Below are 23,952 nucleotides of genomic sequence, written 5' to 3' on the forward strand. Positions count from 1 at the left end.
TCATGCTTTCTGCAACGTGTGGTTCCCGGAAGACCTCTGCAGGCGAATGCCCCGGACCCAACGGACCTCACGACGGGCGTGATTGACAGCATCCATCCGGTGGGGCAAAGTTCTATCGGGAAGGCATATCAAACCGGCCAGGGAGCTTCCCCTTCCGGAAAAATCGCCCCCGGGTCAAGGAGCACACCAATCAGCACCAATCGCCCCCCCCACCGGACAGCCTGCATCACCGGCGCCACCAGCGGAATCGGTAAAGCCTTTGCCCAGGCCCTCTCCAACCAGGGATGGAGCCTCATCCTGACAGGCCGTCGCCGGGAAGTTCTTGAAGATTTTGCCAAAGAGCTATCCCGAAACGTGCCCCGGAATCCTCCCGTGAGGATTGTCCTAGGGGATCTTCGGGAGTCCGAAACCCGGGAGCAGCTCATGGCGGTGCTCAGGGAGACTCCGGGGCTGGAACTGCTCATCCACAACGCCGGCTACGGTCTGGACAGACCCTTTCTGGAGGCATCACCGGAAGATGTCCTGGCCATGGGGGAGCTCCACGTTCAATGCACAACCTTTCTGGTGAACCAGACAGTGCCGCTACTCTCTGGCCAGTCCTCCGTCTCTGGCCAAGCTCCAGGAATCATTCTGGTCTCATCGGCAGCGGCCTTTCTCCCCTCACCAGGGCCGGCCCTCTACACCGCCACCAAGGCCTTCATTGTCTCTTTGGGGATCGCCCTCTTTCCGGAACTCTCCCGACGGAATATAGCCCTTCAGGTACTGTGCCCCGGCTTCACCCGCACTGATTTTCATGCCCGCCTGGGCTGGCACCCCCGGAGGCTCCAAAACCGGGGGCTGATTCGCTGGATGGACCCCCGGAAAGTGGCGGAACTCTCGCTTCGCCGACTGTGGAACGGCCCCCTCGGGCTCCATCGGCGATCACCCGTCTACATTCCAGGCCTCTCCAACCGGCTCATCCTGCGCCTTGCCAGGCTGATACCGCGAAGAATCTACACCATTCTGGCCCGATCCTGGTGATCCGCAACCATGTCGGGCAACCAGCACAACCCGACAGAACCCCAAAGGCAAAGTGATCGCGCTCCTTGCCTAAGGGGCCAAGCCCTTCTATACTCTGGCCACGATGATAGACCTGAACGTAACCTATGCAGGCCTCTCCCTGAAGAGCCCGGTGATCGTCGAGTTTCTTGACACCCTTCCTCCACCGGAAATCGTGGAAAACCTGAACGCCATCGGTGCCGGAGCCGTGATCTTGCCGCCCCTGGACGAGGAACGTCTCTCCTGGAGCGAAAACGATCAGGAAGTAACCGGAAACAACCAGACCGACGGAGCCGTTCGCGACAGCGAGAAAATCCGTCGGCGACTGAACTATGACGCCTATCTGGAGCACCTGGAAAAAATTTCAGACCTGACGGAAATACCACTCCTCACGCCCCTCCAGTGCACGAGAAGAAGCGACTGGCTCAACACCACCCGGGCTATGGAAATGGCCGGAGCCAGCGCGGTTATCCTGATGCCCCTGAGGGAGGACCGTTGGCGAGCGATGCGGTCTGACCGTCTGGAAAAGGAGATCCTCAGGACAAGCGTCGGCGTGGCTCCCAAGACAAACCTTCCCGTGACCGTTCAACTCCCTGCTGCACCCTACGGAATGCAGGCCCTGGTCCACGCCCTGGGAGAAGGCTCCATCAAGGGGATATTCCTCAAAAGCTCTTCGGCCTTGACCGCCATCGATATCGAGACCATCTCCACCGATTCCCGGGCTATTCACGACCGCCGTTCTGACGCGGAATTTGTCACGATCCTGTCGTCTATCCAACTCCTCTACCGTCGGGTCACCCCCCATATCGCCGCACGCCTGCCCCTGGGCCAACCCGACAGCCTGGCAGAAAGCCTCCTGGCCGGCGCAACCCTGGGAACCATTCCCGTCCCCGCAGGAAAAGAGGTTGAAGCAGGCTCCTGGGCCAGGGACTACCAGGAAGCGCTCCTTCGGTGGATGCGCCGAAAAAACTTTACCAGCCTCTTCGATCTTCGGGGAAGCCTCAGCGAAAGCCGCCGCTCCAGCTCCCTGGAAAACCCCCGGGAACCCGGGAGCTAACCGGACACCTCTCCGGCACACCCCGGGAAAATCCCGGCGCCACCCGCCGGGCCGGCGGGTCGGGCTCTCCGCTCCAATTCCTCGGTGGCGCCGGGTCGCGGCTGCCTTCCCGGCTCACTCCCGCTCGCCGCGCAGCCGCTGCGCCCCCTGCGGGATTTCCGCTCCGATCCCTGGCGCAAAACCCCGCAGCAAGCGAATCACCCCTTTCGTCAGGAAGCAATCCGCAGAGCAAGACGGGAAAACCACCATCGCAACCGATCCCAGCCCCGGCGCAGAACTCCCCCCGCCTCTATGGGCTGAGTAAACCACAACGGAACCTCCAGCAGAGGCTCCGTACCCAAACGATACCGTACCATTCCCGCAGGTGAAGCCCTATCCTGGGGAGCCCAGAAACTATCAGGCACCTCCACCTCCCCCCGGAGCAGACTCTCCGTCCCGGCAGGAATCACAACAGACAGGTTTTGGGTCGCCGCCACCGTTCCATACCGCTCCTTCCCCCCCCAGATGGGAACCTCCTGCGGCGGAGGAAGGGTCAGGGAGACGGTCTGAAACGAGGAAAACGCCCAGTCAAAGAGACTGATCGCATCGCTGGAACGCCGCCGCCCCCCCTCAAGGTGTGTCGGCCCCGCCACGCCAAGAACCACAGCGATCAGACGCTGATCTCCCCGCCGTGCTGTGGCAACCACATTATATCCGGCGGCACTGGTGTAACCCGTCTTCATTCCATCAACCCCGGGATAATCCCGCAAGAGAGTGTTCCGGTTGTACTGAACAATCGTGTTTCCCTGAAGCCGCCCCCCCGGGAAATGCTTCGCCTCGGGGTAAGCAAAAGACTGCATTGAAAAGAGCTGCGGCAACGATTCGGGCCAGCGCTCTATCAAAATTCGGGTAAAATAAGCGATCTCCCGGGCTGTAATCCTGTTTCCCGGGCTCAGCCCCGAGGGCTCCTCAAAATAGAGTCGTTTCAGGCCCAGGGAGTGGACTGTATTGTTCATCTCGCCGGCAAAAGCACTAACTGATCCAGCCACGCGAAGCGCGACCTCCACGGCAGCATCATTTCCGCTTGATACCGCCAACCCCCGCAGAAGGTCCCAGCCGTTCACCCGCTGGTCAGGACCAAGAAACATGAGGGAACTTCGCGGAGGCATGGCGCGGGCATAAGCCTCGGGGTGTACCGGCAAGGCCTCATCCAAAGGAAAAGCTCCCCGTCGTGACGCTTCCAGCGCCGTATAAACCGTAACCAGCTTTGTCACTGAAGCGGGAACCCACTCATTATCAAGACCCTTCTCGTAGAGGATCGTTCCCGTGGTATAATCCATGATCGCCACAACCGGAGCGTATTCTACAATCGGCGGGGGAACCGAAAAGCGTTCCGCTGCAGTCTCTTCCCCGGAGGACCTTGTCGACAGGACAACATCCTTCAGCCTGTCGGCCTTCCCTGTCTCATCGGCCAGAGCAGGCCATGGCACAAGAGAAAGGGCAAGGGAAAACAGCAGGGTCCGGAAGAAACCCCGTGAAAAAAGCGACATCCTTTCCAGGGAACGCTTCTCTCTTTCCAGGGAACGCTCCTTTGAAGATTCCTCCGGTTCGATGAAAATCCTTCGTGATGAAATCATGTACCCTGTACTATCAAGAGATCTTCAAAATGTCTATCCGGGGGATGGTAAAACTATTCCGAAAGCTCCTGTCCGTTCTGGTTTCAGGGGCGAAGGGAGAACAAAAAATCCCTTTGCGTTGCAGGAGAAGTCGGTGTATACTACTGTATGTAAACGATTGCATTGCTCAACACGAACCTGCAGGAGAGGAACTCATGTCTGAAACACGAATGCCTGTGAATCCCCCCGCCGAGCGGTTGCGGGGCAACCTGCCGCGAATAGGAATCCGTCCAACCATTGACGGTCGCCTTCGGGGCGTTCGGGAGAGCCTGGAAGAGCAGACCATGAACATGGCGCGCGCCGCAAAGAAGCTCTTTGAGGAAACCCTGCGATACCCCAACGGGCTCCCCGTAGAAGTAGTGATCTCCGATACCACCATCGGCCGGGTCGCCGAGGCGGCCCAGTGCGCGGCCCAGTTTGAGCGCGAAGGGGTTGCAGTATCGCTCACGGTAACACCCTGCTGGTGTTACGGTTCGGAAACAATCGATATGACCCCCCTTATCCCGAAAGCAATTTGGGGGTTCAACGGAACCGAGCGCCCCGGCGCGGTTTACCTGGCAGCGGCCCTGGCCGGACACGCCCAGAAGGGAATCCCCGCCTTCGGAATCTACGGCCAGGACGTCCAGGATAGCGACGATCAAAGCGTCCCCCCCGATGTGCGGGAAAAACTCCTGCGCTTTGCCCAGGCCGGCCTTGCCGTAGCCTACATGCGCGGGAAAAGCTACCTCTCCATGGGCGGTTCCAGCATGGGGATCGCCGGATGTTATGTGACCGAGAGCTTTTTCAAGGATTACCTGGGAATGCGCAACGAATACATCGACATGAGCGAGTTCATCCGCCGCATGGAGCAGGAAATCTACGACAGGGACGAATACGCCCGGGCTCTGGCCTGGGTGAGGGAGCTCTGCCAGGAGGGGGACGATCCCAATCAGCCCGAGCACCAGCGCACACGGCAGCAGAAGGACCAGGACTGGGAGACCAGCGTCAAGATGGCTCTGATCGCCAGGGATCTGATGACGGGGAATCCCCGTCTCGCCGAAGAAGGCCACGGCGAGGAGGCCCTGGGCCATAACGCCCTGGCCGCAGGGTTTCAGGGCCAGCGCCAGTGGACCGATTTCATGCCCAACGGCGACATGATGGAGGCGATTCTTACGTCAAGTTTTGACTGGAACGGCATCCGCCAACCCTACATGGTGGCCACAGAAAACGACAACCTCAACGCCATGACCATGACCTTCGGCCACCTCCTCACAGGGAGCGCCCAGATTTTTGCCGACGTTCGCACCTACTGGAGCCCCGAGGCAGTTCATCGCGTCACGGGAACGGAGCTCACCGGCCGGGCTGCCGGCGGAATCATCCATCTGATTAACTCCGGCCCCGCGGCACTGGATGGAACAGGGGAGCAGGAAATTGACGGGAAACCGGCGATGAAACCCTGGTGGGAGATCACCCCCGAAGAAGCCCGCCGGTGCCTGAAGGCAACAAAGTGGCGTGCTGCAGAGCTGGGCTACTTCCGGGGCGGAGGCTGGAGCACAGACTACACCACCCGGGGAGAGATGCCTGTAACCATGGCCCGAATCAATATTGTGGCCGGCTTGGGGCCAGCCCTCCAGATCGCCGAAGGATGGGCTGTGGAAATTCCCGAAGACGTTCACACCACTCTGGATGATCGGACAAACCCCACCTGGCCCACCACCTGGTTTGTTCCACGCCTGGCCGACAACAGCCGATTCCGCGATGTCTATACAGTTATGGCCAGCTGGGGTGCGAACCATGGTGCGATCGGCTACGGCCACTACGGAGCGGACCTGATCACCCTGGCAGGAATGCTGCGAATCCCCGTCTACATGCACAATATTCCCGAGGATCAAATCTTCCGGCCCAGCGCGTGGACACTCTTCGGAATGGACCTGGAATCGGGTGATTTTCGGGCGTGCCAGAACTTTGGCCCTCTCTACAAGGGATCCTGAAAGGAGAAAGCGCGATGCTTCGAGGAATAAAGAGCATCATCAGCCCCGAACTTCTCCACGTGCTGGCCTCGATGGGTCACGGTGACGAGCTGGTCCTGGGCGATGGAAACTTCCCCGCCGCGACCCTGGGTCGCCGGGTCGTCCGGGCCGACGGTCATGGAGTTCCGCCCTTGCTGGAGGCAATTCTCCAGCTCTTCCCACTGGATACCTTTGTGGCTCAACCGGCGGCGCTCATGGAGGTCCTCCCCGGATCGGGGGATCCGCCTCTCATATGGGAGACCTACGAGAAGATCCTCCGCGAGGCTCACCCCCCTCACGCCGGGGCGGGCTTTGAGATGGTGGAACGCTTCGCCTTCTACGAGCGGGCGAGCCAGGCCTTTGCCGTGGTTGCCACAGGCGAGACGGCTCTCTACGCGAATATCATTCTCAAAAAGGGCGTCATCACCGACTAACCCCCGCCTTCACGAGGCTGCCCCTTCCGGGCAGCCTCCGTTTTGTCTCTGCCCCTGCAACCTGGCCCTTTCCACCTTTTGCATATCACTCCTTGCAGGCTCTCCCTCGTCCATCCCTGAGATGACCCGAGAAAATTCTTGCGTATTTCTTTCTTATGACTTATTATTCTCTAATGAAAGGCGGATCAAAAGGTTATGATTCCACAGCTTAACGAAAAGGAACAGCAAATACTCACCCTTCTGGTGAGAGATCCCAATCTGGGCGTGACCGATCTTGCAGAGCATCTGGCTGTATCGGCTGTAACGATGCGCGCCTACCTGAAAAGCCTGAGCGAAAAGGGTTACCTCTACCGGGTCCGGGGAGGAGCGGTTCCCACCATTCACCCGGAGATCATAGAACGAGAACAGTCACGGCAAGCGGAAAAACACGCCATAGCCCGGGTTGCAGCAGAGATGGTTCAGGACGGAGACACCATTATGATCGAAGCGGGCACCACCACAGCTATGATCGCCCGATTTCTTCTGGGAAAACGGGATATCAGCGTTGTCACCAACAACGCCTTCGCTCTGGGACACTGCCGGGGAAACCCGGGACTCCGCGTTCAGGTTGTAGGAGGAGAATACCGCCCCGCAACGGAGAGTATCGTAGGTCCCGTAGCACTGGAACACATCAAGCGTTTCCGCGTGCGCATTGCCTTTGTGGGAACCGACGGATTCTCGGCAACCCATGGCCTCTCGACCCATCTGGTTGAGGGGGCCGAGGTGGTGAAAGCCATGGCCGCCCAGGCCGATCAGGTGGTCGTCCTGGCCGACAGCAGCAAGTTCAACAAAAGCGGCTTTGTCAAGGTCCTCCCCCTGGAAGAGGTTACCACCATTATCGTGGACAAAGACCTTTCCCCGGAGGACGCCCGGGCAATCGAAGAAACAGGACCGCAGGTTCTGCGGGCAGGAACAGAATCGGAGGAATAATGGCAGATACAGTACTTCTTCCGCAGCAGGGAAACTCTGTGGAGAGCGTAATCCTGTTGCAGTGGACAAAACAGGTGGGCGAGACGGTGGAACCAGGAGACGTGCTTTGCGAGGTGGAAACCGATAAAACCACCATGGAGGTGGAGTCTACAGCCCGGGGAACTCTTCTGAAGCAGCTATTCCAGGAGGGAGACGAGGTTCCGGTAAAGACGGCCCTGGCCCTTGTGGGAGAACCGGGGGAAGAGGCAGACACCACCACTCCCGGCATCGCAGAGAGCAGGGAACCCCGGAATCCTCCTGAAACAGCTTCGCCCAGAGCACCGGGAACCGATTCTGCCCGTGAGAACAGGGCCGCTCCGGCGGGCACTCTCGAGAGTGCCGCAAGCCCCCGGGCAAAAACGAGAGCTTCTGCCGAGGGCATCCTGCTTGAGGAACTCCGCGGTTCGGGCCCCGGAGGAAGAATCATCGAACGTGACGTTGTCGCTTCGATTGCCCGTCAGGACGATCTGTTTCAGGAAGATCGCCAGCAGGACACCCCCTCCCGGACTGATAAAATCAGGGAACCCGAGGCCCGCCCCGACGCGGAAACGCCTCCGCCCGTGGAGAGCACCCTGCCCCTTCAGGGCGTGAGAAAAGTAATCGCCCAGCGCATGCGGGAATCTCTCGCCACAACGGCCCAGTTCACCCTCCAGACCAGCGCCGATGCCAGGGCACTTCTGGCCCTGCGCAGCCGTTTCAAAAAAGACGGCGCGCCCCTGGGCCTCGATCAGATCACCATCAACGACATGATCCTCTTTGCAACGACCCGGACCCTTCCCGACTACCCGGCCCTGAACGCCCATTTGGTGGAAGGAGAAATTCGCCGTTTCAACCGGGTAGATCTCTCCTTTGCCGTCGATACCGAACGGGGACTCATGGTACCAACCATAGCCGCCGCCGAAACCCTCTCCTTGAAAGACCTGGCCGAAAGAGGGAAAGACCTGGTCCGGCGATGTCTCTCGGGCAAAGCCTCCGGGGAAGATCTCGCACCGGGAACCTTCACCATCACAAATCTGGGGTCCCTGGGAATTGAAGCCTTTACACCTGTCCTGAATCCCCCTCAGGTGGCGATTCTCGGCGTGAACACCATCACTGTAAAAGCAGTTCTGGATGAGGACGGCCAGGTTCAACACTATCCGCATATCGGGCTTTCCCTCACGGTGGACCACCAGGTGGTAGACGGAGCGCCGGCGGCACGCTTCCTCCAGGAGCTGGCACGTCGCGTGTCCCGAATCGACCTCCTGCTGGCGCAATAAGGGAGGCAACGGTGAAACACTACGACCTGATCGTTCTGGGAGGAGGCCCCGCCGGGTACATTGCAGCCGAGCGTGCCGCCGCCCTGGGAAAAACCGTACTCCTGGCAGAGAAAAAAGCCATCGGGGGAACCTGCCTGAACGAAGGCTGCATCCCGACCAAATCTCTTCTTTACGGGGCAAAGATATACACCCAGGCCAGAAACTCGGCTTCCCTGGGGGTAACAGCCCGGGATGTCACCTTCGATCTGGCGGTGGCCATGAAACACAAAGCATCGGTAATTGCGACGCTTCAAAAGGGAATCCTGGGTCAATTAAAACGCCTGGGAGTGGACCTTCGCACGGGCCAGGGCACGTTCCTGCGACCGGGTCTTGTCTCCATTGAGGGAGAGGAGATCGGGGGAACCTTCATCCTTCTTGCCCAGGGAAGCTCCAGCGCCCGCCCGCCCATTCCCGGGTCCCGGGATAACCCCCGAGTCGTGACCAGCAGGGAGATTCTGGAGATTCAGAAGCAGCCCGAACGGCTCGCCGTGATCGGAGGTGGCTACATCGGAATGGAGTTTGCCGCCTTCTTTGCCTCGATCGGCACGGACGTAACAGTGATAGAAATGATGCCCGAGATCATCCCCTCGCTGGAGCCGGAGATGGCCCGGAATTTGCGCAAGCATCTGCCGGAGATATCTTTCCGCACGGGGTACCGGGTAGACCGGATTCAGGACGAAACGATCCATATCAGCCCCGTTGCGGATGATCGCTCGGGCCCCGCCGCAGAACCGGAGACGATCCAGGCCGATCTGATCCTCCTCTCCACAGGACGCGTCTCCCGCGCCGTTGAGGAAGGCCTTGGATCAGCCGGCGTGGCCCTCCACCAGGGTTGCGTGGTGGTCGACGAGTACCTCCAGACGAACCTTCCCGGTGTCTACGCGGCAGGGGATATTACCGGAAAAATGCTCCTGGCCCACGCGGCGTATCGCATGGGAGAGGTCGCCGTTTCCCACATGTTTCGTGAAGATTCTCTCTCGAAGGAAGCCACAAGCGCCGCCGGACGGCAGAACTGGCCCAACAGGATGCGCTTCGATACCATCCCCTGGGTGGTATTCACAAGCCCCGAGGTGGCAGGCTGCGGCCTCACCGCCCGGGAGGCTGAGGCCCGGGGGTACCAGACCCGGACAGTTACTCTGCCCCTGATGGTGAGCGGGCGCTACGTGGCTGAACACCCCCGGGAAAAGGGCACCGTCACCGTCGTGGTCAACGCCGGCGACAGGCGCCTTCTGGGGGTTCAGATGCTGGGAAGCGGCACCAGCGAGATCATCCACAGCGCCGCCGCCATGATTGAAACGGGCTGGACCGTGGAAAATCTGCGAAAAATTGTCTTTCCCCACCCCACAGTAAGCGAAGCCCTGCGCGATGCCCTCTGGGCGGTCCCCTCGGGAGCACCCCGGGATATGACATCTCATACCGCCGGATCACAGAATACCGCTGGAGCGAAAACACACAGAAAGGATACCAACCATGCCTAAGGAACAGCTTGTCCATCCCCGGGACGTACGAAAAAAAGATACCCTCACGATCGCCCCTATCGCCGTGAATCACTACCGGAGCGATCCTGGAGCAGAGAAGAAGCGCTACGGAGTTCAGCGCCTTCAGCGGGTGTACCACGATATGGTGGTGATTCGTGAGTTCGAGACAATGCTCAACACCATCAAGATGACCGGCGAGTGGGAAGGAATCTCCTACAACCACGCCGGCCCCGCCCACCTTTCCATAGGACAGGAGAGCGCCGCCGTGGGCCAGGCCATGCATCTGGATGCACAGGATTTCATCTTTGGCAGTCATCGGAGCCACGGCGAGATACTTGCCAAGTGCTTCTCAGCGATTGCCCAAAGCGATGAAGCCACCCTCCAGGGGGTGATGGAAACCTATCTGGAGGGTGACATTCTCCGGGTTCTGGAGAAACAGGGCACGACCGGGTCCGTAACAGACCTGGCTGAAGATTTTATCCTCTACGGAACCCTGGCCGAGATCTTCGCACGCAACACAGGACTCAACCGGGGGCTGGGCGGATCCATGCACGCCTTCTTTGCCCCCTTCGGGAGCATGCCCAACAACGCGATCGTCGGAGGAAGCGCCGATATCGCCCTGGGATCGGCACTGTACAAACGAATCAATAAAAAGCCGGGAATCGTCATCGCGAACATAGGCGATGCCAGCGCCGCCTGCGGCCCTGTCTGGGAGGCGATCATGATCTCCGCTATGGATCAATACCGTACACTCTGGCCCGGGGAGATCGGAGGAGCACCTCCGGTGATATTCAATTTCTTCAACAATTTCTACGGCATGGGCGGACAAACCGTGGGAGAAACCATGGGCTTCAAGGTACTGGCGCGTTTGGGAGCAGGCGTCAACGAGGAGAACATGCACGCCGAACGTGTGGACGGGTCTAACCCTCTGGCCGTTGCCGACGCGATCCTCCGCAAAAAGACCATTCTCGCCGAGGGACGCGGACCGGTTCTTCTGGACACCATCACCTACCGGATCAGTGGCCACTCTCCCTCGGACGCCTCAAGCTATCGCTCCAAAGAAGAGGTCGATCTCTGGAAGGATCACGATCCGATTCAGGAGTTCCGCTCGTATCTGCTGAAAAACGGCATGGCCGATGAATCATCACTCCAGGAGATAGACCTCCAGGTCCGGGAAAAACTGATCAAGGCGACCCGCCTGGCGACAGACCTGACGGAAAGCCCCCGGATGAATCCCGAAGACATCGCCCGATACATGTTCAGCAACAGCCGGGCCGAGGCCCTTGACCAGGGCGATCCCCAGGTGCTTCTTCCCCTGAACGAAAACCCCCGGCTAAAACAGCTCGAGAAAAAAGAGCGCTTTGGCATCGGACCCGACGGCACAGCCTTTTCCAGGATGAAGACCTATCAGCTCCGGGATGCCCTTTTCGAGGCGATGATCCACCGCTTTTACAAAGATCCCACCATGGTCGCCTACGGTGAGGAGAACCGGGACTGGGGAGGCGCCTTCGCCGTTTACCGGGGTCTCACCGAAGCGCTCCCTTATCAGCGCCTCTTCAACAGCTCCATCGCCGAGGGTGCTATCGTCGGTAGCGGCGTGGGCTACGCACTCTCGGGTGGTCGCGCTGTGGTCGAACTGATGTACAACGACTTCATGGGGAGAGCCGGCGACGAAATTTTCAACCAGATGGCGAAATGGCAGGCCATGAGCGCCGGTGTTCTCAAGATGCCTCTGGTAGTTCGGGTCTCGGTGGGCAGCAAATACGGCGCACAACACTCCCAGGACTGGAGCAGCATAACCTCCCACATCCCCGGCCTGAAGGTCTACTTTCCGGCAACCCCCTACGATGCCAAGGGAATGCTCAACGAAGCCCTGGCAGGAACAGACCCGGTAATCTTCTTCGAAAGCCAGCGCCTCTACGACATTGGCGAGCTCTTCCACACCGATGGCGTACCCCGGGAATACTACGAGATACCCCCGGGAGAACCCGATATCAAGAGAGCAGGTACGGATCTCACTATAGTCACCATCGGCGCAACCCTCTACCGGGCCCTGGACGCAGCGGACGATCTGCAGGAACGCTACGGAATATCTGCAGAAGTGATCGATGCCCGCTTTATTAACCCCCTGAATCTGGAACCGATCGTCGAATCGGTGCGCAAGACAGGCAGGCTCGTTCTTGCCTCCGATGCCGTGGAACGGGGAAGCTTCCTCTATTCCCTGGGCGGGACCGTGGCACAACTCGCCTTTGACCACCTGGACGCTCCACCTGTGGTGGTGGGGTCCCGCAACTGGATTACTCCCGCCTCGGAGCTGGAAGATTCTTTCTTTCCCCAGAAAGAGTGGATCATCGACTCAATCCACGAGAAGATCCTCCCCTTGCCGGGTCATCAGGTATCGACGGTACAAACCAACGGAGAGCTCCTCCGTCGTTATCGGGAGGGGGTCTGATTTCATGAAAAATCTGACACCCGAGACGTTTCAGGCAGCCCTGCGGGGCTGCTCCTGGAACGGCTTCAGCGCTCTGACGGTCCGCGCCGCCTCCACGGAGGAGGCACAGCGGTACGGGGACACACAACCAGAAGATGACCCGGCGATACTCCATATCTCCCCGGAAACAGACTCCGTGGAAGATCTGGTGGACCAGTGGATCGCCTATACCCGCCGCAGCGGGAAGACCCCGGGAGTCGTCCTCTGGGATTCCCGGTGTTTTCTCCTGGGCGAGAACCAGGATTCCCTGGGAGCACCTTCTTCCCTCGTCCCGGAGAAGCTGGGCCTTCCCGAGGAGCGTTCCTCAGTAATTCGTAACAAGGTGACGCTCATCACGGGAGGAGCCCAGGGATTCGGCCTCGAAATTGCCCGGGAACTCGCTGCAGCGGGAGCCCAGGTCATCCTGGCGGACCTGAATCTGCAGGGCGCCCGGAGGGAAGCGGAAAAACTCAACACCCTTTGCCAGGGAACACGCCATCTTGCGCTGAGTCTCGATGTGACGAAGGAAGAATCGGTGCAGGCCCTCTACAGGGAGGTTCTCCGCCACTACGGCGGCCTGGATCTGGTGATTAGCAACGCCGGAGTTCTGAAGGCGGGAAGCGTCCGGGACCTTCCCCTGGAGGATTTTCAGCTGGTAACAAGCGTAAATTATACCGGCTTCTTTCTCATGACGAAACACGCCGTCCCGATTCTGGCAGATCAAAACGCTGCGGCCCGGATTGCAGCGGCCCGGGAGCATCACCCCCGGCCACCCTTCAGCACCGATATCATCGAGATCAACTCCAAGAGCGGACTCTCGGGGAGCAACCGGAACGGAGCCTACGCCGGGAGCAAGTTCGGCGGCATCGGCCTGGTCCAGAGTTTTGCCCTGGAGCTGATCGGGGAGAATATCAAGATCAACGCCGTCTGCCCGGGGAACTTTCTGGACGGCCCCCTCTGGAGCGACCCTGAAGAGGGGCTCTTTGTGCAGTACCTGCGAACGGGGAAGGTCCCCGGGGCAAGAACGCTGGAAGATGTCCGCCGTTTCTACGAGGAACGGGTCCCGATGAAACGGGGCTGTACCGGCCGGGACGTGGTGCGAGCAATTCTCTACGTGGTGGAACAGCAGTACGAGACGGGCCAGGCCCTCCCCGTTACGGGAGGGCAGGAAATGCTGCGATAGCGCCTTCGAGGAGATCCTCGGGACGGTGGAGATCGCTCTGGCGGGCGATCTCGCCGTACCGGGCAATCCGCTCTGGCAAAGAGAGACTCCCCAGGGGGTTTCCCTGGTGAAAGAGCCCCCAGCGAGGATCCAGGGCAGAGAGCTTTTCGTGAGCGATCAGCCCCCAGGTGTTGGTTATCAGGTGGCGAAACTCCGGTTTCATCACCTCGGGGCAGGTAAAAACCTGACGACTGGAATTGATGTCGACACCGCTGATCTCCATCAAACCATGACATTCCGAGAGCTCTCTCACCCGCTTCAGCTGCTGAGGGGTGTTCCGGGGCGGCATGTACGTGACGGCGCGAAACCCGATCCGGGGCAGCTCCAGAAAGAGCTCATCAAGAAAGGCATCCTCGAAAGCCTGGGCAGCCTTGTCACCCGTGGGCGATTCTCCCACGTCGCCCAGATAGGCGTAAGCTGGAACAGCCCCGACCTCGTTCCCGAAGGCCACCACCTCCTCCACGGGCAGACACTCGGCCCGGGAAGGCTGGATAAAGAAGCGTTCCACAAAATGTCCCTTGAAAGCCCCCAGGAGATCGTAGCGGTAATGAGGGTTCTTCCGATCAAGGAGAGCCTCTTCCTGCGACGGCGAAAGGGTCAGACCGAAATCACCCCTCAGCGCCTGGACCAGCTTCTCTCCCCGGCCAAAATGCTCCTCCACCAGAGAGGCAAGAGCAAAAAGAATGTGCCTCTCGGTGACGCTCCCGCCCCGGTCTGCCCAGGAAAGAGGGAGAACGTGACGGTCAAAATCGACCTTCGGGAGCCCCCGGGAAGCGAGGATTTCGTTAAGGCGTTCCACTTGGGCGCGATTGCGCTCGTTCCGGACATCCTGAAGCGGGGCCAGGAAAGCCTCTACCCCGGGAACCTGCGGGAGAGGAACACCATGAAGAACCATGTAGGCGATACCGATGGAGTCGGGGTTGTTCAGGCGCTTTTTCGCGAAGGGGGTGTTCTCGAAGCTGACCCGCAGTTCTGCTCCCACGGTGGAACCAATGCCCACAATGCGTGCCGCCTCGACAAGCTCCCGGGCAGCACCTATAGAATCGTGATCGACACTCCCCACAGCACGAAGCCCGCTCCAGCGAGCCAGGAAGGCTGCAGCTGCCGGTGAGTAGGGACTGAAGGAATAATGGGTATGGATGTGGTTATTGACTTCCTCCGTGCAGGGCCGATCGGCGAGATCCCCGGCACGAGAAGAAACCAGATCACTCAGGGCTTGCAGGCGCTGAGCCTGACCATCCTGCTCCAGCGCGGCGAGATTATCAAAGATGTCTGTCATCGGTGTCTGTACTCCCGTGATTCCCTGGTGCGGTGGCAGATTGAGAGGCTTTCAACAGCAGGATCAGGACTCCTGCAGGACCGCTACGACCTCCTGGATCACCCGCTCGGCGTCTTCGTTGGCCACCTGGCAGGTTCCGGCTGCTACATGACCACCCCCACCGTAGGAAAGCATGAGTTCGCCGATATTTGTGGTGCACCCCTCGTTGAAAATTGATTTTCCCACGGTGAGGACCGTATTTTGCCGCTTGAACCCCCAGAGGATTTGTACCGAGACGGTCGATTCAGGAAAGAGGGCGTATTTTACAAAGCGATTCCCTGCGTAAATTGTCTCCTGGGTTCGCATATCGACTACCAGAACCCGGTCATCCATTTTACCTACGGTCCTGAGCTGTTTCTGGAAGAGCTCCCGGTGCTCCTGATAGAGTTCTACCCGTTCGGTCACGTCGGGAAGCTCCAGGATATCCTCAATGTCGTGATTTCGGCAGTAATCGATCAGGTCCATCATGAGCTGGTAATTGGAAATACGGAAGTTTCGGAACCGGCCAAGCCCTGTCCGTGCGTCCATGATGAAGTTCAGGAGGTTCCATCCTTCGGGGTTCAGAACCTCCTCCATGGTGAAATCAGCGCTATCGCCCTTGTCCACGGCAGTCATCATATCGTGACTGATCGATGGAAACGCCTGTTCCCCCCCGAAGTGATTGTACACCACCCGAGCAGTGCTGGGTGCCGAGGGATCGCATATGTAGCGCTCCTGCTCTCCCACCCTTACCGATTCGGAATAATGATGATCGAAGGCCTGATATACCCCCTCAACGTAGGGAAGGTTTGTGGTTATATCATCGCTGGAGATTGCAATAAGACCATCCTGCATATCCTTCGGGTGAACGAACTTTATTTCGTCTATCAGGCCCCGGTCGCGGAGCAAAACCGCACACACGAGCCCATCGAAATCACTTCGAGTCACGAGCCGGAACTTCTTGTCGCCTGATTCCATTACACCTCCGCCTGCGGAAACAGTGTACCCGAATAAAATTGATTTCTCAAGTAAAACAGGAAAAATGGCATTTGCCCCGGGGAAAGGGATCCTCAAGGAATATTGAATGGACAATTCCATCTCCTTGTACTATAACGGCACTCAATGGAACGAAAGGAATCATACCAGACAGACCCCACTCTCCAGGAGACCTTTCTGGCCTGTGACGTGGGAGGAACCAACACCAGTTGCGCCCTGGTGGGGCGCAGGGGGACCGGGTTTACAATTCTTGAACGCTATCAGTACAAGTCGCAGCAGCTCTCCTCCCTGGAAGAGGCCCTGGAGGATGTAAAGGCCAAACTTCCGGCTCTCCCGCCCTCTCTGAGACCCCGGGCAGCCTGCGTAAGCGGAGCAGGCCCGGTCCGGGCGGGCCGTTGCCATCTTACAAACCTCTCCTGGAACATTGAGCAATCTTCCCTGGAGTCTCTCCTGGGAATGGCCGTGGCTGTCATAAATGATTTTACCTCGATCAGCTACGGGATTCCTCTCCTGGACACCACCGATTCCGAAAGAATTACACGAGTATTCACCCCCCCCGCTGGTTCTCCCGAACCAACGCCTGCTGGACACACCGTGCGGGCCGTGGTGGGAGCGGGGACGGGCCTCGGCGTGGGGTACGTGGTGGAACACCAGGAGGGGTACATAGCCCTGCCCTCGGAAGGCGGCCATGCTCCCTTCGCTCCCTACGACGATTTCAGCCGGGATCTTCTCGATTTTGTTTCCCGTCACGAGCCTGCCCCGCCGGGGGCTGAATGCTTCGTCTCCGGTCGGGGGATCACTAACATCCTCAACTTTTTCCGTGAGACGGGCCGGATTCCCCGGGAATCCCCCCTCGCCTCGCCGCCTCCGGAAACAGATCAGGCCCAACTGGTTTCCCGTGAGGCCGCTCGGGGAGACGCCTGCGCCGGGGAGATCATGCGCCGTTTTGTCACCAACTACGGCCATGCCGCCAAGGCTGCGGCGCTTCATTTTCTCCCCCTGGGAGGGCTGTATCTTGCGGGAGGAATCGTAACAAAAAACGAAGCGTGGTTTCTGGAAGACCACCGCTTCACAGAGGCTTTTCAGGGCAGTTACAGGGAGAACATCCAGGCGCTGCTCCAGAGCATCCCCGTCTTTGTCGTGCGGGATTACGAAGTCTCCCTGTACGGGGCTGCCTACGGGGCGTATCTGACGACGCGATAAAAACCCGCTCCCACCCCGATAGGAAGCCCTTGCACTGCCATTGGGTGCCACCAGGCACCCCCAGAGAGGAACAACCAATGAAGAGTGACAAGACCCCCCAGGACGCAACAACAATCCCCCCGGCTCTGCGACAGCGATTACTTGAGTCGGGCCTGGACGCCGACCGATCGATCCAGATCCTGAATAACCTGAACCAGGGCCGCTACGATGCAATCGAACCGATCCGTCCCCAGGGAATCCCCCGGATCGACGGGCAACAGGTGATCGACCGAACCGTACCGACAACACTGGCCATCCCCGATGAACGTTACCAGACCCGGCTCCGGGAGCTGGCACCGGAGATCCCCCTGGAACGCTTTGGCCGCCTGGAAGGGAGCGACCGCCTTTTATCCCAGGAAGATCTTGAAGATATCGGAGTGCTCCTCTACCCGTACCTCTCCTACGGAGTCCTCAACGGCGGTAGCGCAACCAGCTATGGCGACAGAAAAAAGAACGAGTCCCTCGATCCGGGGCTACTGGATCTCTACCAGGAGGAGTTCTCCCGGCTGGCGCCGGAGCTTGCGGGAAAGCCCAAGGGAATAACCCCCGCCTGGGTAAACCCCGACGGTTCCCGGGGGGCAAGTTTTCTGGAACTCAAGTTCCGGATGGTTCTTCTGGCAGGGCTTCGGTACACACGCAGAGCAGCCCGTTTTCGGGTGACGCCTCCCGAGAATTTGACTCCCGGCCTGCCCTTTTTCGAGATGACCAGCCAGGCCACGGAGGCCCCTCTGCGAGAAGCCTACCAGGCCTTCCTGGAGAGCCCTCTCCTGAAGGACTTCCCCGGCACAAAGAAAGCCCTCGAGACCGAACACGCCCAGCAACCCCTTCTGGCGGCTTTTACCCACAGTAGCCAGGGACGTCCCCGAGCGATCTTTGCAGAAGCCTTCGGGAAACCCGGAGAACCTCTGGGCCTCCCCGGGGGCCACGGCCAGAACTTCTCCGTCCTGGCACCGATCTACCGAAAACTTTTTGCCCGAGGAAAACGCTTTGTCTATATCGGAAATGTGGATAACCTGGGATTTACCCTGGACCCGGTGTCGCTGGCGATCACAGCTCTGCGCCAGGCCCCCGGAGCCTTCGATTTTTCCTTCCGCACTCCCGTGGACGTAAAAGGAGGCGTTCTCGTATTCGACCAGCAGGGCAAGCTCAACTGCGCCGATATCGGCGCGGCCATATCCAGGGAGGACGTTCTTGCGGCGGAGGAACAGGGTGATCGGATACTTTTCAACTGCGCCACAGGCCTTTTGGACCTGGAATACCTGACGAACCACCTGGACCGGATTATCCGGGATCTGCCCATGCGGATTTCCGATCAGGACAAGGATGCGGGGCGTTACAGCCAGGCCGAACAGGTCACCTGGGAGGTGATTGCCATGCTGGAAAAACCCCTGGTCTTCGGAATTGATAAATACCGGCGCTTTCTTGCAGCCAAGATGCTCCTGGAGACGCTTCTCACCAGCGGCCTGCACCTCGAGAAAGCCCGGGAGCTGCAACCTACGGTGGACCAGCTCTCACAGGGACTGGAGCGGCTTCTGAGGGAAGAATACGGCATGAACCTTGAAAAGGGGCGATGGGTACCCCAAAGCCCTCAGGAAGTGCTCTGACCGCGTCTGGCCGGCCGGAACTCCCGGACCGACCGGAACTCTCGGGCGGCCAAGAACGGGGCACCCGGAAGCGCTCCGGGAACCTGAAGCAACAGAAAGGTTTCAGGAGCCCTGGAAATCCCGGTACAGGAGACTGTGCTGGATTCCCTGGTTATTCTGATACTTTCCGCTCTGGTAGGGCTCGTAGGCCCCCTCCAGGGTGTGGTAGAAGATCTGGCAGATCTCTACCCCTGCGTAGATGCGGATCGGCTGCACGCAGAACATCTCCAGCGTCCAGAATCCGCGAAACCCCACATCACCAAATCCGGCCGTAACATGAATAAAGAGACCTAACCGCCCCACCGAGGAGCGGCCCTCCAGCATCGGAACAAACCCGTCGGTAGCAGTAAACTCCACAGTTCGGCCCAGATACAACTTCTGGGGCTCCAGGAGCAATCCCTCGGGGGGAATCGAAACCTCATCGGAGAAGTTTTCTACCCGCATATCCAGCGTTCTGTTTCGGTATACCCGAAGCATGTTGTGGAGTTTGAGGTTATAGCTGTTCGGATTGAGCTGACTATCGCTGAAGGGATCGATAACGATCCGCTCGCCCAGGTGGGACTTGATTTCGCGTCCCGACAGAATCACGAAGCCCCTCCCTGCGAGCGGTGTCCATACAACCGCCGCGTTGGATCGCGACGAACCAGTTTCAAGGGGATGCCTTACATCAGGTCTTTGGGACGACGCCCCTGATGACCCGTTTTTTCACAGACAGCGAAGTGGCGCATTTTCCCGTTCTCGAAGGTACTCTTCATAACAATCTTGCCACCCCACCGACTCATCAAGTCCTGTGCACCCTCACGGCGGGCGTTCTTTGAAATTTTCCCTGCCATTTGTTTGCCTCCTCTATCAGACACATAGAAGCGCCGATGTTTACCGGCGCTGCGGTACTATGGCAAAATACGGCGTCTCTTGCAAGGGCAGAAGCCCTTTTTTAGGATTATTCCTGCGCCGTATCAAACCGAACATAACTAACCGCCGAACCGGACATCGCCCGGGGCTTGCGGAGCTCCACAATGACCCGTCTCACTACAGGATACGAAGTTGTAATCAGCGAGGCAACCCCAACTGCCGCAGCCTCGAGCAAACCGTAGCGACTTTCCCGCAGATGGTCCGCGACAAGACGCGCCACCGCCGAATAGTCCACCGCATCGGCCAGATCGTCGCGAGCGGCAGCGCGGGAGAAATCATACTCCATTGCAAGATCGACCACCAGGGGTTGCTCGGCCTGGCGCTCGGCAGGGCGAACGCCGATGATGCAGGAGACCTCCTGGTCCCGAAAGCCCGTTGTTCCGCGCATCTACCTGGCCTCCTCCGGGGAAATCCTCGACATATCCTGATCGTCCTCAAAGAAGACCATATCCTCGGGACGGGCGATGATGCGCCGGGAGCGGCCCGTTGCAAGAATCTCTCCAGCCTCGGAGGTGTGCTTTCCGGCCAGCGCCTCAAGCTCGCTACTTGAAAAAGACGAAACGATCTTCACTCCCTCATTTACCATCACCACCGAACCAGCCTCAAAGGATCCTTCCACAGCGACGATCCCCGAGGGAAGGAGGCTGTTGTGGTTTCTGATCGCCTTCATGGCCCCGGAATCGACGATGATTTTTCCCCGGGGTGCGCTGTGGAGAAGCCAGCGGGAGCGGTTCTTCAGCCTTCGACGAGCGCCAAAGACGGTTCCGACCTCTTCCCCCTCGAGGATTCGTGCCAGAACACGCTCCTCCCGACCATGAGCAAGGATCACGCGGCACCCTCCCTCGGCAGCGATCTGGACAGCTCGCAACTTGGTGGCCATCCCTCCTGTGCCCAGCGATGACCCGGCCCTCCCGGCGGCGGCGATCATGACAGGTGTCACCGACTCTACCCGGGAGATCAGCTCCGCCTCGGGGCTGGTTCGGGGATCGGCCGAGTAGTAGCCCGGAACGTCGCTCAGAAGAACCAGAAGCTCGGCGTCGACCTTGCTGGCGATAAGTGCGCTGAGTTGATCGTTATCTCCAAAGGCCCGAGATATTTCAGCCACGGCCACGCTGTCGTTTTCATTGAAAACGGGCAACACTCCCAGTTCCAGAAGGCGTTCCACAGCATTTCGCATCTGAACGTAGCTCGTCCGGTCGTTCAGAACCTCCCGGGTCAGCAGGACCTGGGCGATTGGCACACCCTGGCGGGAAAAACTCTCGCGATAGACCTGCATCAGCAAAGGTTGCCCCACGGCCGCGCAGGCCTGCCGGAGCACTACATCCTGAACACGTCCGGTGATCCCCAGTTCCCTGGCCCCCAACCCGATCGCTCCGGAGGAGACCAGGCAGACCTCACGTCCCGCCGAGCGAAGTGCGGCGATCTGTTGAGCCAGTTCCTCAATGTACGCCCGGTCTATCCGGTCATTCAGGGTGAGAACATTGGTACCAACCTTCACCACAACCCGGCGAAGCCCCTCAAAATTACGCATCGTCCTCCCCGGAACAGGAACTCTCCCGAAGCGGAAGCTCCCGGTGAGTAAAAGACCGCACCCCCGAAGCGTAATCGGCCACAATGTGGCCTGCCCCGGCAAGAATCCATTTGGAACTTAAAAGGCCCTCCACTCCCACGGGTCCCCGGGCATGAATGCGGGTAGTACTGACTCCCACTTCTGCACCCAAACCGTAGCGAAAACCATCGGCAAAGCGGGTGCTGGCGTTCCACATGACCGAGGCTGAATCAACCTCGGCGATAAACCGCCGGGCCCGGTCCTCGTCGGTGGTGACGATGGCATCGGTATGACCGCTACCCCAGGTATTAATGTGATCCACCGCTTCCTGAAGAGAATCGACGACCCGGACCGCCAGAATCTTGTCCAGATACTCCGCAGCCCAATCCTCATCGGAGGCAGCCTCGATCCCCGGGAGAACCTCCCGGGTACGGGGACATCCCCGCAAGGCCACGCCCTGATCCTGCAACGCCCGGGCCACGTCAGGCAAGAGCCGGGAGAGCTCATCCTGATGAATCAGAAGCGTCTCGGCGGCGTTGCAGACCGCCTCGTACTGGGTCTTGGCGTCCACCGTCACAGCCCGAGCCACGGCCGGATCGGCACTGCGGTCCAGATAGACATGGCACACTCCATCAGCGTGGCCCAGCACGGGTATTCGGGTATTGTCCATAATGAACCGGACAAAGTCGTTGGAGCCTCGAGGGATAATCAGATCGATCCAGCCATCGAGCCGAAGCAATTCCCCCACATCCTGACGAGTCTCGATCAGGGCCAGCCATCCCGGGGGGATTCCTGCCGAGACGGCGGCATCGTGAATAATCCTGGCCAGGACACGATTGCTTTCCAGGGCCTCGGAACCACCCTTGAGAATCACCCCGTTGCCGCTTTTCAGCGCCAGGGAAGCGATCTGGATAAGTGCATCGGGCCTGGATTCGAAGATCATGGCGATCACCCCGATGGGCGTTGTCCTGCGCGTGAGAAGAAGCCCCTGGTCAAGCTCGCGGCGTTCCAGGACGGTTCCCACCGGATCGGGAAGAGCTGTCACCGAACGAAGGCCTTCCAGGGCCTGGCGTCGCTTCTCGGGACCAAAACTCAACCGGCGTTGCAGGGGATCAGCCAGATTCGCTTCGCGGGCCCGGGCACAATCAACCTGGTTGGCCGATTCTATCTGCCGATCGGCCGCCTCCAGGGCCCGGGCAACCTCTTTCAGCGCGGCATCCCGGACCCGACCGGAGCAAGCTGCCAGCACCCGGGCTGCCCCCCGAACCCCTCGGGCCCGATCTTCTACGGTGGATCTGCTCATTTCGCACCTCCCCCCCGTGTGTGCAGGGCATCACCCGGGCCGGTATCGTTGCGTAACCGCCCGGCAGCCTCCCTGAGAAGCCCCACCGTCTCGTCCCAGCCGATGCAGGCATCGGTAATGGACTGGCCATAGACAAGCCGGGATGGATCTCCTGCAAGATCCTGACGCCCGGCCACAAGGTTGCTCTCCAGCATGAACCCCGTGATAGATCGCCTTCCCCCAAGCCGCTGATCCAGGATCGACGAGAGAACCTTTGTCTGCCGCCGGGGGTCTTTTTCGCTGTTTCCGTGGCTGCAATCCACCAGGATGTTCAAGGGCAGATCCATGGAACGCAGAAGCTCCTCGACCCGCACAATATCCCAGCTCTGATAGTTGGGGCCGCCCCGCCCTCCCCGAAGGATAACGTGGACGGCTCTGTTGCCGGTGGTATGAATCACGGCGGTGCTGCCTTCCTGATCGATCCCGATAAAGCTGTGGGGCCGGAGAGAGCTGATCATGGCGTTCAGGGCAGTCTCGATACTTCCATCGGTGCCGTTTTTAAACCCCACAGGCATGGAGAGACCACTGGCCATCTCACGGTGCGTCTGGCTTTCGATCGTGCGGGCTCCGATGGAGGCCCAGGAGACCAGATCATCGATGTACTGGGGAACGATCGGATCCAGCATCTCGCTACCGGCGGGAACTCCCATGGCGGTGACCGCCAGAAGAATCTCCCGGGCTGTATGAAGCCCCTGATCGATATCGTAACTACCGTCCAGATTGGGGTCCAGAATAAGTCCCCGCCACCCCAGGGCAGTGCGGGGTTTCTCGAAGTAGACCCTCATCACCAGGAGCAGGACATCGGAGAGCTCTTCCTGAAGGACCCTGATCTTCCGGGCATAGTCGATGGCAGAGCGACCGTCGTGGATCGAGCAGGGCCCCACTACCGCCACCATCCGGGGGTCACGGCCCTCCAGGATATCGGTGATCTCCCGGCGGCTTCTCAGGACCGTCTCGGCGCAGGCATCGCTGATAGGCAGGCGCCTCTTGAGTTCAGCCGGTGCCAGCAGAGGCGACTCGGCAGTTACATGTATATCACTGATCTTCGGCATACCCGAGAGAGTACCCACTCCGGCGATCCCTGTCGATACCGTGGCACACCACAGGCCAGTGGTTTCCCCCGGGACTTATCTTGAGAGCTCAATCGGGTGGGTGACTCGGGAGACTCTTTTCGGGCTTCCAGGGTTGCGGGGCTGCGGGTTTCCGGGGTTGCGGGGCTGCGGGGCTGCGGGTTTCCGGGGTTCCGGGGTTGCGGGGCTGCGGGTTTCCGGGGTTCCGGGGTTGCGCTCTTGCCTCGGGGGCTCCCCTGTGATACCTATTACCTCA

At 59.6% G+C, this 23,952-nt stretch carries 20 protein-coding genes; 11 read left to right on the top strand and 9 right to left on the bottom strand.

Going from position 1 to position 23,952, the window contains the following annotated elements:
• Positions 1–78: 78 nt before the first annotated feature.
• A complete protein-coding gene (locus BW950_RS05145; protein WP_159438725.1) occupies positions 79–1,020 on the top strand; it encodes an SDR family NAD(P)-dependent oxidoreductase in 942 nt (313 codons plus the stop codon).
• A gap of 103 nt (positions 1,021–1,123) precedes the next feature.
• Complete coding sequence (locus tag BW950_RS05150; protein ID WP_076488225.1) at positions 1,124–2,095, top strand: beta/alpha barrel domain-containing protein; 972 nt, start codon at positions 1,124–1,126, stop codon at positions 2,093–2,095.
• Positions 2,096–2,304: 209 nt separating this feature from the next.
• Here BW950_RS05150 and BW950_RS05155 read toward each other — a convergent pair whose 3' ends face one another.
• A complete protein-coding gene (locus tag BW950_RS05155) occupies positions 2,305–3,711 on the bottom strand; it encodes a D-alanyl-D-alanine carboxypeptidase family protein (RefSeq protein ID WP_076488226.1) in 1,407 nt (468 codons plus the stop codon).
• A 194-nt stretch (positions 3,712–3,905) separates the two neighbouring features.
• On the opposite strand from BW950_RS05155, the gene BW950_RS05160 reads away from it, so the two are divergent.
• From BW950_RS05160 to BW950_RS05190, 7 genes are all read left to right on the top strand, one after another.
• On the top strand, positions 3,906–5,720 hold the full coding sequence (locus BW950_RS05160; protein WP_234969025.1) for an L-fucose isomerase: 1,815 nt from the start codon (positions 3,906–3,908) through the stop codon (positions 5,718–5,720).
• Positions 5,721–5,734: 14 nt separating this feature from the next.
• Positions 5,735–6,172, top strand: a complete 438-nt coding sequence (locus tag BW950_RS05165; protein ID WP_076488227.1) for an RbsD/FucU family protein — start codon at positions 5,735–5,737, stop codon at positions 6,170–6,172.
• 195 nt (positions 6,173–6,367) lie between these two features.
• Positions 6,368–7,141, top strand: coding sequence for a DeoR/GlpR family DNA-binding transcription regulator (locus BW950_RS05170; protein WP_083943747.1), 774 nt, complete (start codon positions 6,368–6,370; stop codon positions 7,139–7,141).
• Entirely contained in the window at positions 7,141–8,436 is a 1,296-nt protein-coding gene (locus tag BW950_RS05175; protein WP_076488228.1) for a dihydrolipoamide acetyltransferase family protein, read from the top strand. Before BW950_RS05170 ends, BW950_RS05175 begins: the two co-directional genes overlap by 1 nt.
• Before the next feature lie 11 nt (positions 8,437–8,447).
• Entirely contained in the window at positions 8,448–9,953 is a 1,506-nt protein-coding gene (lpdA, locus tag BW950_RS05180; protein ID WP_076488229.1) for a dihydrolipoyl dehydrogenase, read from the top strand.
• A complete protein-coding gene (locus BW950_RS05185; RefSeq protein ID WP_076488230.1) occupies positions 9,946–12,405 on the top strand; it encodes an alpha-ketoacid dehydrogenase subunit alpha/beta in 2,460 nt (819 codons plus the stop codon). The genes lpdA and BW950_RS05185 overlap by 8 nt, the downstream gene beginning before the upstream one ends.
• Positions 12,406–12,409: 4 nt before the next feature.
• Entirely contained in the window at positions 12,410–13,606 is a 1,197-nt protein-coding gene (locus BW950_RS05190; RefSeq protein WP_076488231.1) for an SDR family NAD(P)-dependent oxidoreductase, read from the top strand.
• Here the strand turns inward: BW950_RS05190 and BW950_RS05195 are convergent.
• Entirely contained in the window at positions 13,578–14,924 is a 1,347-nt protein-coding gene (locus BW950_RS05195) for a PHP domain-containing protein (protein WP_076488232.1), read from the bottom strand. The genes BW950_RS05190 and BW950_RS05195 overlap by 29 nt on opposite strands.
• A 63-nt stretch (positions 14,925–14,987) precedes the next feature.
• On the bottom strand, positions 14,988–15,920 hold the full coding sequence (locus tag BW950_RS05200; RefSeq protein ID WP_076488233.1) for an exopolyphosphatase: 933 nt from the start codon (positions 15,918–15,920) through the stop codon (positions 14,988–14,990).
• A 144-nt stretch (positions 15,921–16,064) separates the two neighbouring features.
• Here BW950_RS05200 and BW950_RS05205 point away from each other — a divergent pair, with 144 nt between their 5' ends.
• On the top strand, positions 16,065–17,141 hold the full coding sequence (locus BW950_RS05205) for a glucokinase (protein ID WP_076488234.1): 1,077 nt from the start codon (positions 16,065–16,067) through the stop codon (positions 17,139–17,141).
• A gap of 77 nt (positions 17,142–17,218) precedes the next feature.
• Positions 17,219–18,784, top strand: a complete 1,566-nt coding sequence (locus tag BW950_RS05210) for a UTP--glucose-1-phosphate uridylyltransferase (protein WP_083943748.1) — start codon at positions 17,219–17,221, stop codon at positions 18,782–18,784.
• A 102-nt stretch (positions 18,785–18,886) separates the two neighbouring features.
• Here the strand turns inward: BW950_RS05210 and dcd are convergent, their stop codons facing one another.
• The 6 genes from dcd to BW950_RS05235 form a co-directional block, all read right to left on the bottom strand.
• Positions 18,887–19,411 (bottom strand): dCTP deaminase, encoded by a 525-nt coding sequence (dcd, locus tag BW950_RS05215; protein ID WP_076488235.1) that lies wholly within the window; start codon positions 19,409–19,411, stop codon positions 18,887–18,889.
• Positions 19,412–19,485: 74 nt separating this feature from the next.
• Complete coding sequence (locus BW950_RS15240; RefSeq protein WP_094336449.1) at positions 19,486–19,656, bottom strand: hypothetical protein; 171 nt, start codon at positions 19,654–19,656, stop codon at positions 19,486–19,488.
• Between the two features lie 107 nt (positions 19,657–19,763).
• Positions 19,764–20,123 carry a dihydroneopterin aldolase gene (locus BW950_RS05220; RefSeq protein ID WP_076488236.1) on the bottom strand — a complete coding sequence of 120 codons (360 nt, stop codon included), beginning with the start codon at positions 20,121–20,123 and terminating at the stop codon, positions 19,764–19,766.
• Positions 20,124–21,266, bottom strand: a complete 1,143-nt coding sequence (gene proB, locus BW950_RS05225; protein ID WP_076488237.1) for a glutamate 5-kinase — start codon at positions 21,264–21,266, stop codon at positions 20,124–20,126. It abuts the gene before it with no gap.
• Positions 21,259–22,587, bottom strand: coding sequence for a glutamate-5-semialdehyde dehydrogenase (locus tag BW950_RS05230; RefSeq protein ID WP_076488238.1), 1,329 nt, complete (start codon positions 22,585–22,587; stop codon positions 21,259–21,261). The genes proB and BW950_RS05230 overlap by 8 nt, the downstream gene beginning before the upstream one ends.
• Positions 22,584–23,678 carry a 3-deoxy-7-phosphoheptulonate synthase gene (locus tag BW950_RS05235; RefSeq protein ID WP_076488239.1) on the bottom strand — a complete coding sequence of 365 codons (1,095 nt, stop codon included), beginning with the start codon at positions 23,676–23,678 and terminating at the stop codon, positions 22,584–22,586. The genes BW950_RS05230 and BW950_RS05235 overlap by 4 nt, the downstream gene beginning before the upstream one ends.
• Positions 23,679–23,952: the final 274 nt, after the last annotated feature.

The organism is Alkalispirochaeta americana (assembly GCF_900156105.1).
GTDB classification, from domain to species: Bacteria; Spirochaetota; Spirochaetia; order DSM-27196; family Alkalispirochaetaceae; genus Alkalispirochaeta; species Alkalispirochaeta americana.

Bases quoted from the DNA above. Each gene is read 5' to 3' on its own strand.
- BW950_RS05230 (WP_076488238.1), bottom strand. From the start codon at position 22,587: ATGAGCAGATCCACCGTAGAAGATCGGGCCCGAGGGGTTCGGGGGGCA.
- BW950_RS05220 (WP_076488236.1), bottom strand. From the start codon at position 20,123: ATGCGCGGAACAACGGGCTTTCGGGACCAGGAGGTCTCCTGCATCATC.
- BW950_RS05170 (WP_083943747.1), top strand. From the start codon at position 6,368: ATGATTCCACAGCTTAACGAAAAGGAACAGCAAATACTCACCCTTCTG.
- BW950_RS15240 (WP_094336449.1), bottom strand. From the start codon at position 19,656: ATGGCAGGGAAAATTTCAAAGAACGCCCGCCGTGAGGGTGCACAGGAC.
- BW950_RS05155 (WP_076488226.1), bottom strand. From the start codon at position 3,711: ATGATTTCATCACGAAGGATTTTCATCGAACCGGAGGAATCTTCAAAG.
- BW950_RS05160 (WP_234969025.1), top strand. From the start codon at position 3,906: ATGTCTGAAACACGAATGCCTGTGAATCCCCCCGCCGAGCGGTTGCGG.
- BW950_RS05205 (WP_076488234.1), top strand. From the start codon at position 16,065: ATGGAACGAAAGGAATCATACCAGACAGACCCCACTCTCCAGGAGACC.
- BW950_RS05150 (WP_076488225.1), top strand. From the start codon at position 1,124: ATGATAGACCTGAACGTAACCTATGCAGGCCTCTCCCTGAAGAGCCCG.
- BW950_RS05175 (WP_076488228.1), top strand. From the start codon at position 7,141: ATGGCAGATACAGTACTTCTTCCGCAGCAGGGAAACTCTGTGGAGAGC.
- BW950_RS05210 (WP_083943748.1), top strand. From the start codon at position 17,219: ATGAAGAGTGACAAGACCCCCCAGGACGCAACAACAATCCCCCCGGCT.
- BW950_RS05165 (WP_076488227.1), top strand. From the start codon at position 5,735: ATGCTTCGAGGAATAAAGAGCATCATCAGCCCCGAACTTCTCCACGTG.
- BW950_RS05190 (WP_076488231.1), top strand. From the start codon at position 12,410: ATGAAAAATCTGACACCCGAGACGTTTCAGGCAGCCCTGCGGGGCTGC.
- BW950_RS05195 (WP_076488232.1), bottom strand. From the start codon at position 14,924: ATGACAGACATCTTTGATAATCTCGCCGCGCTGGAGCAGGATGGTCAG.
- proB (WP_076488237.1), bottom strand. From the start codon at position 21,266: ATGCGTAATTTTGAGGGGCTTCGCCGGGTTGTGGTGAAGGTTGGTACC.
- BW950_RS05200 (WP_076488233.1), bottom strand. From the start codon at position 15,920: ATGGAATCAGGCGACAAGAAGTTCCGGCTCGTGACTCGAAGTGATTTC.
- BW950_RS05235 (WP_076488239.1), bottom strand. From the start codon at position 23,678: ATGCCGAAGATCAGTGATATACATGTAACTGCCGAGTCGCCTCTGCTG.
- BW950_RS05185 (WP_076488230.1), top strand. From the start codon at position 9,946: ATGCCTAAGGAACAGCTTGTCCATCCCCGGGACGTACGAAAAAAAGAT.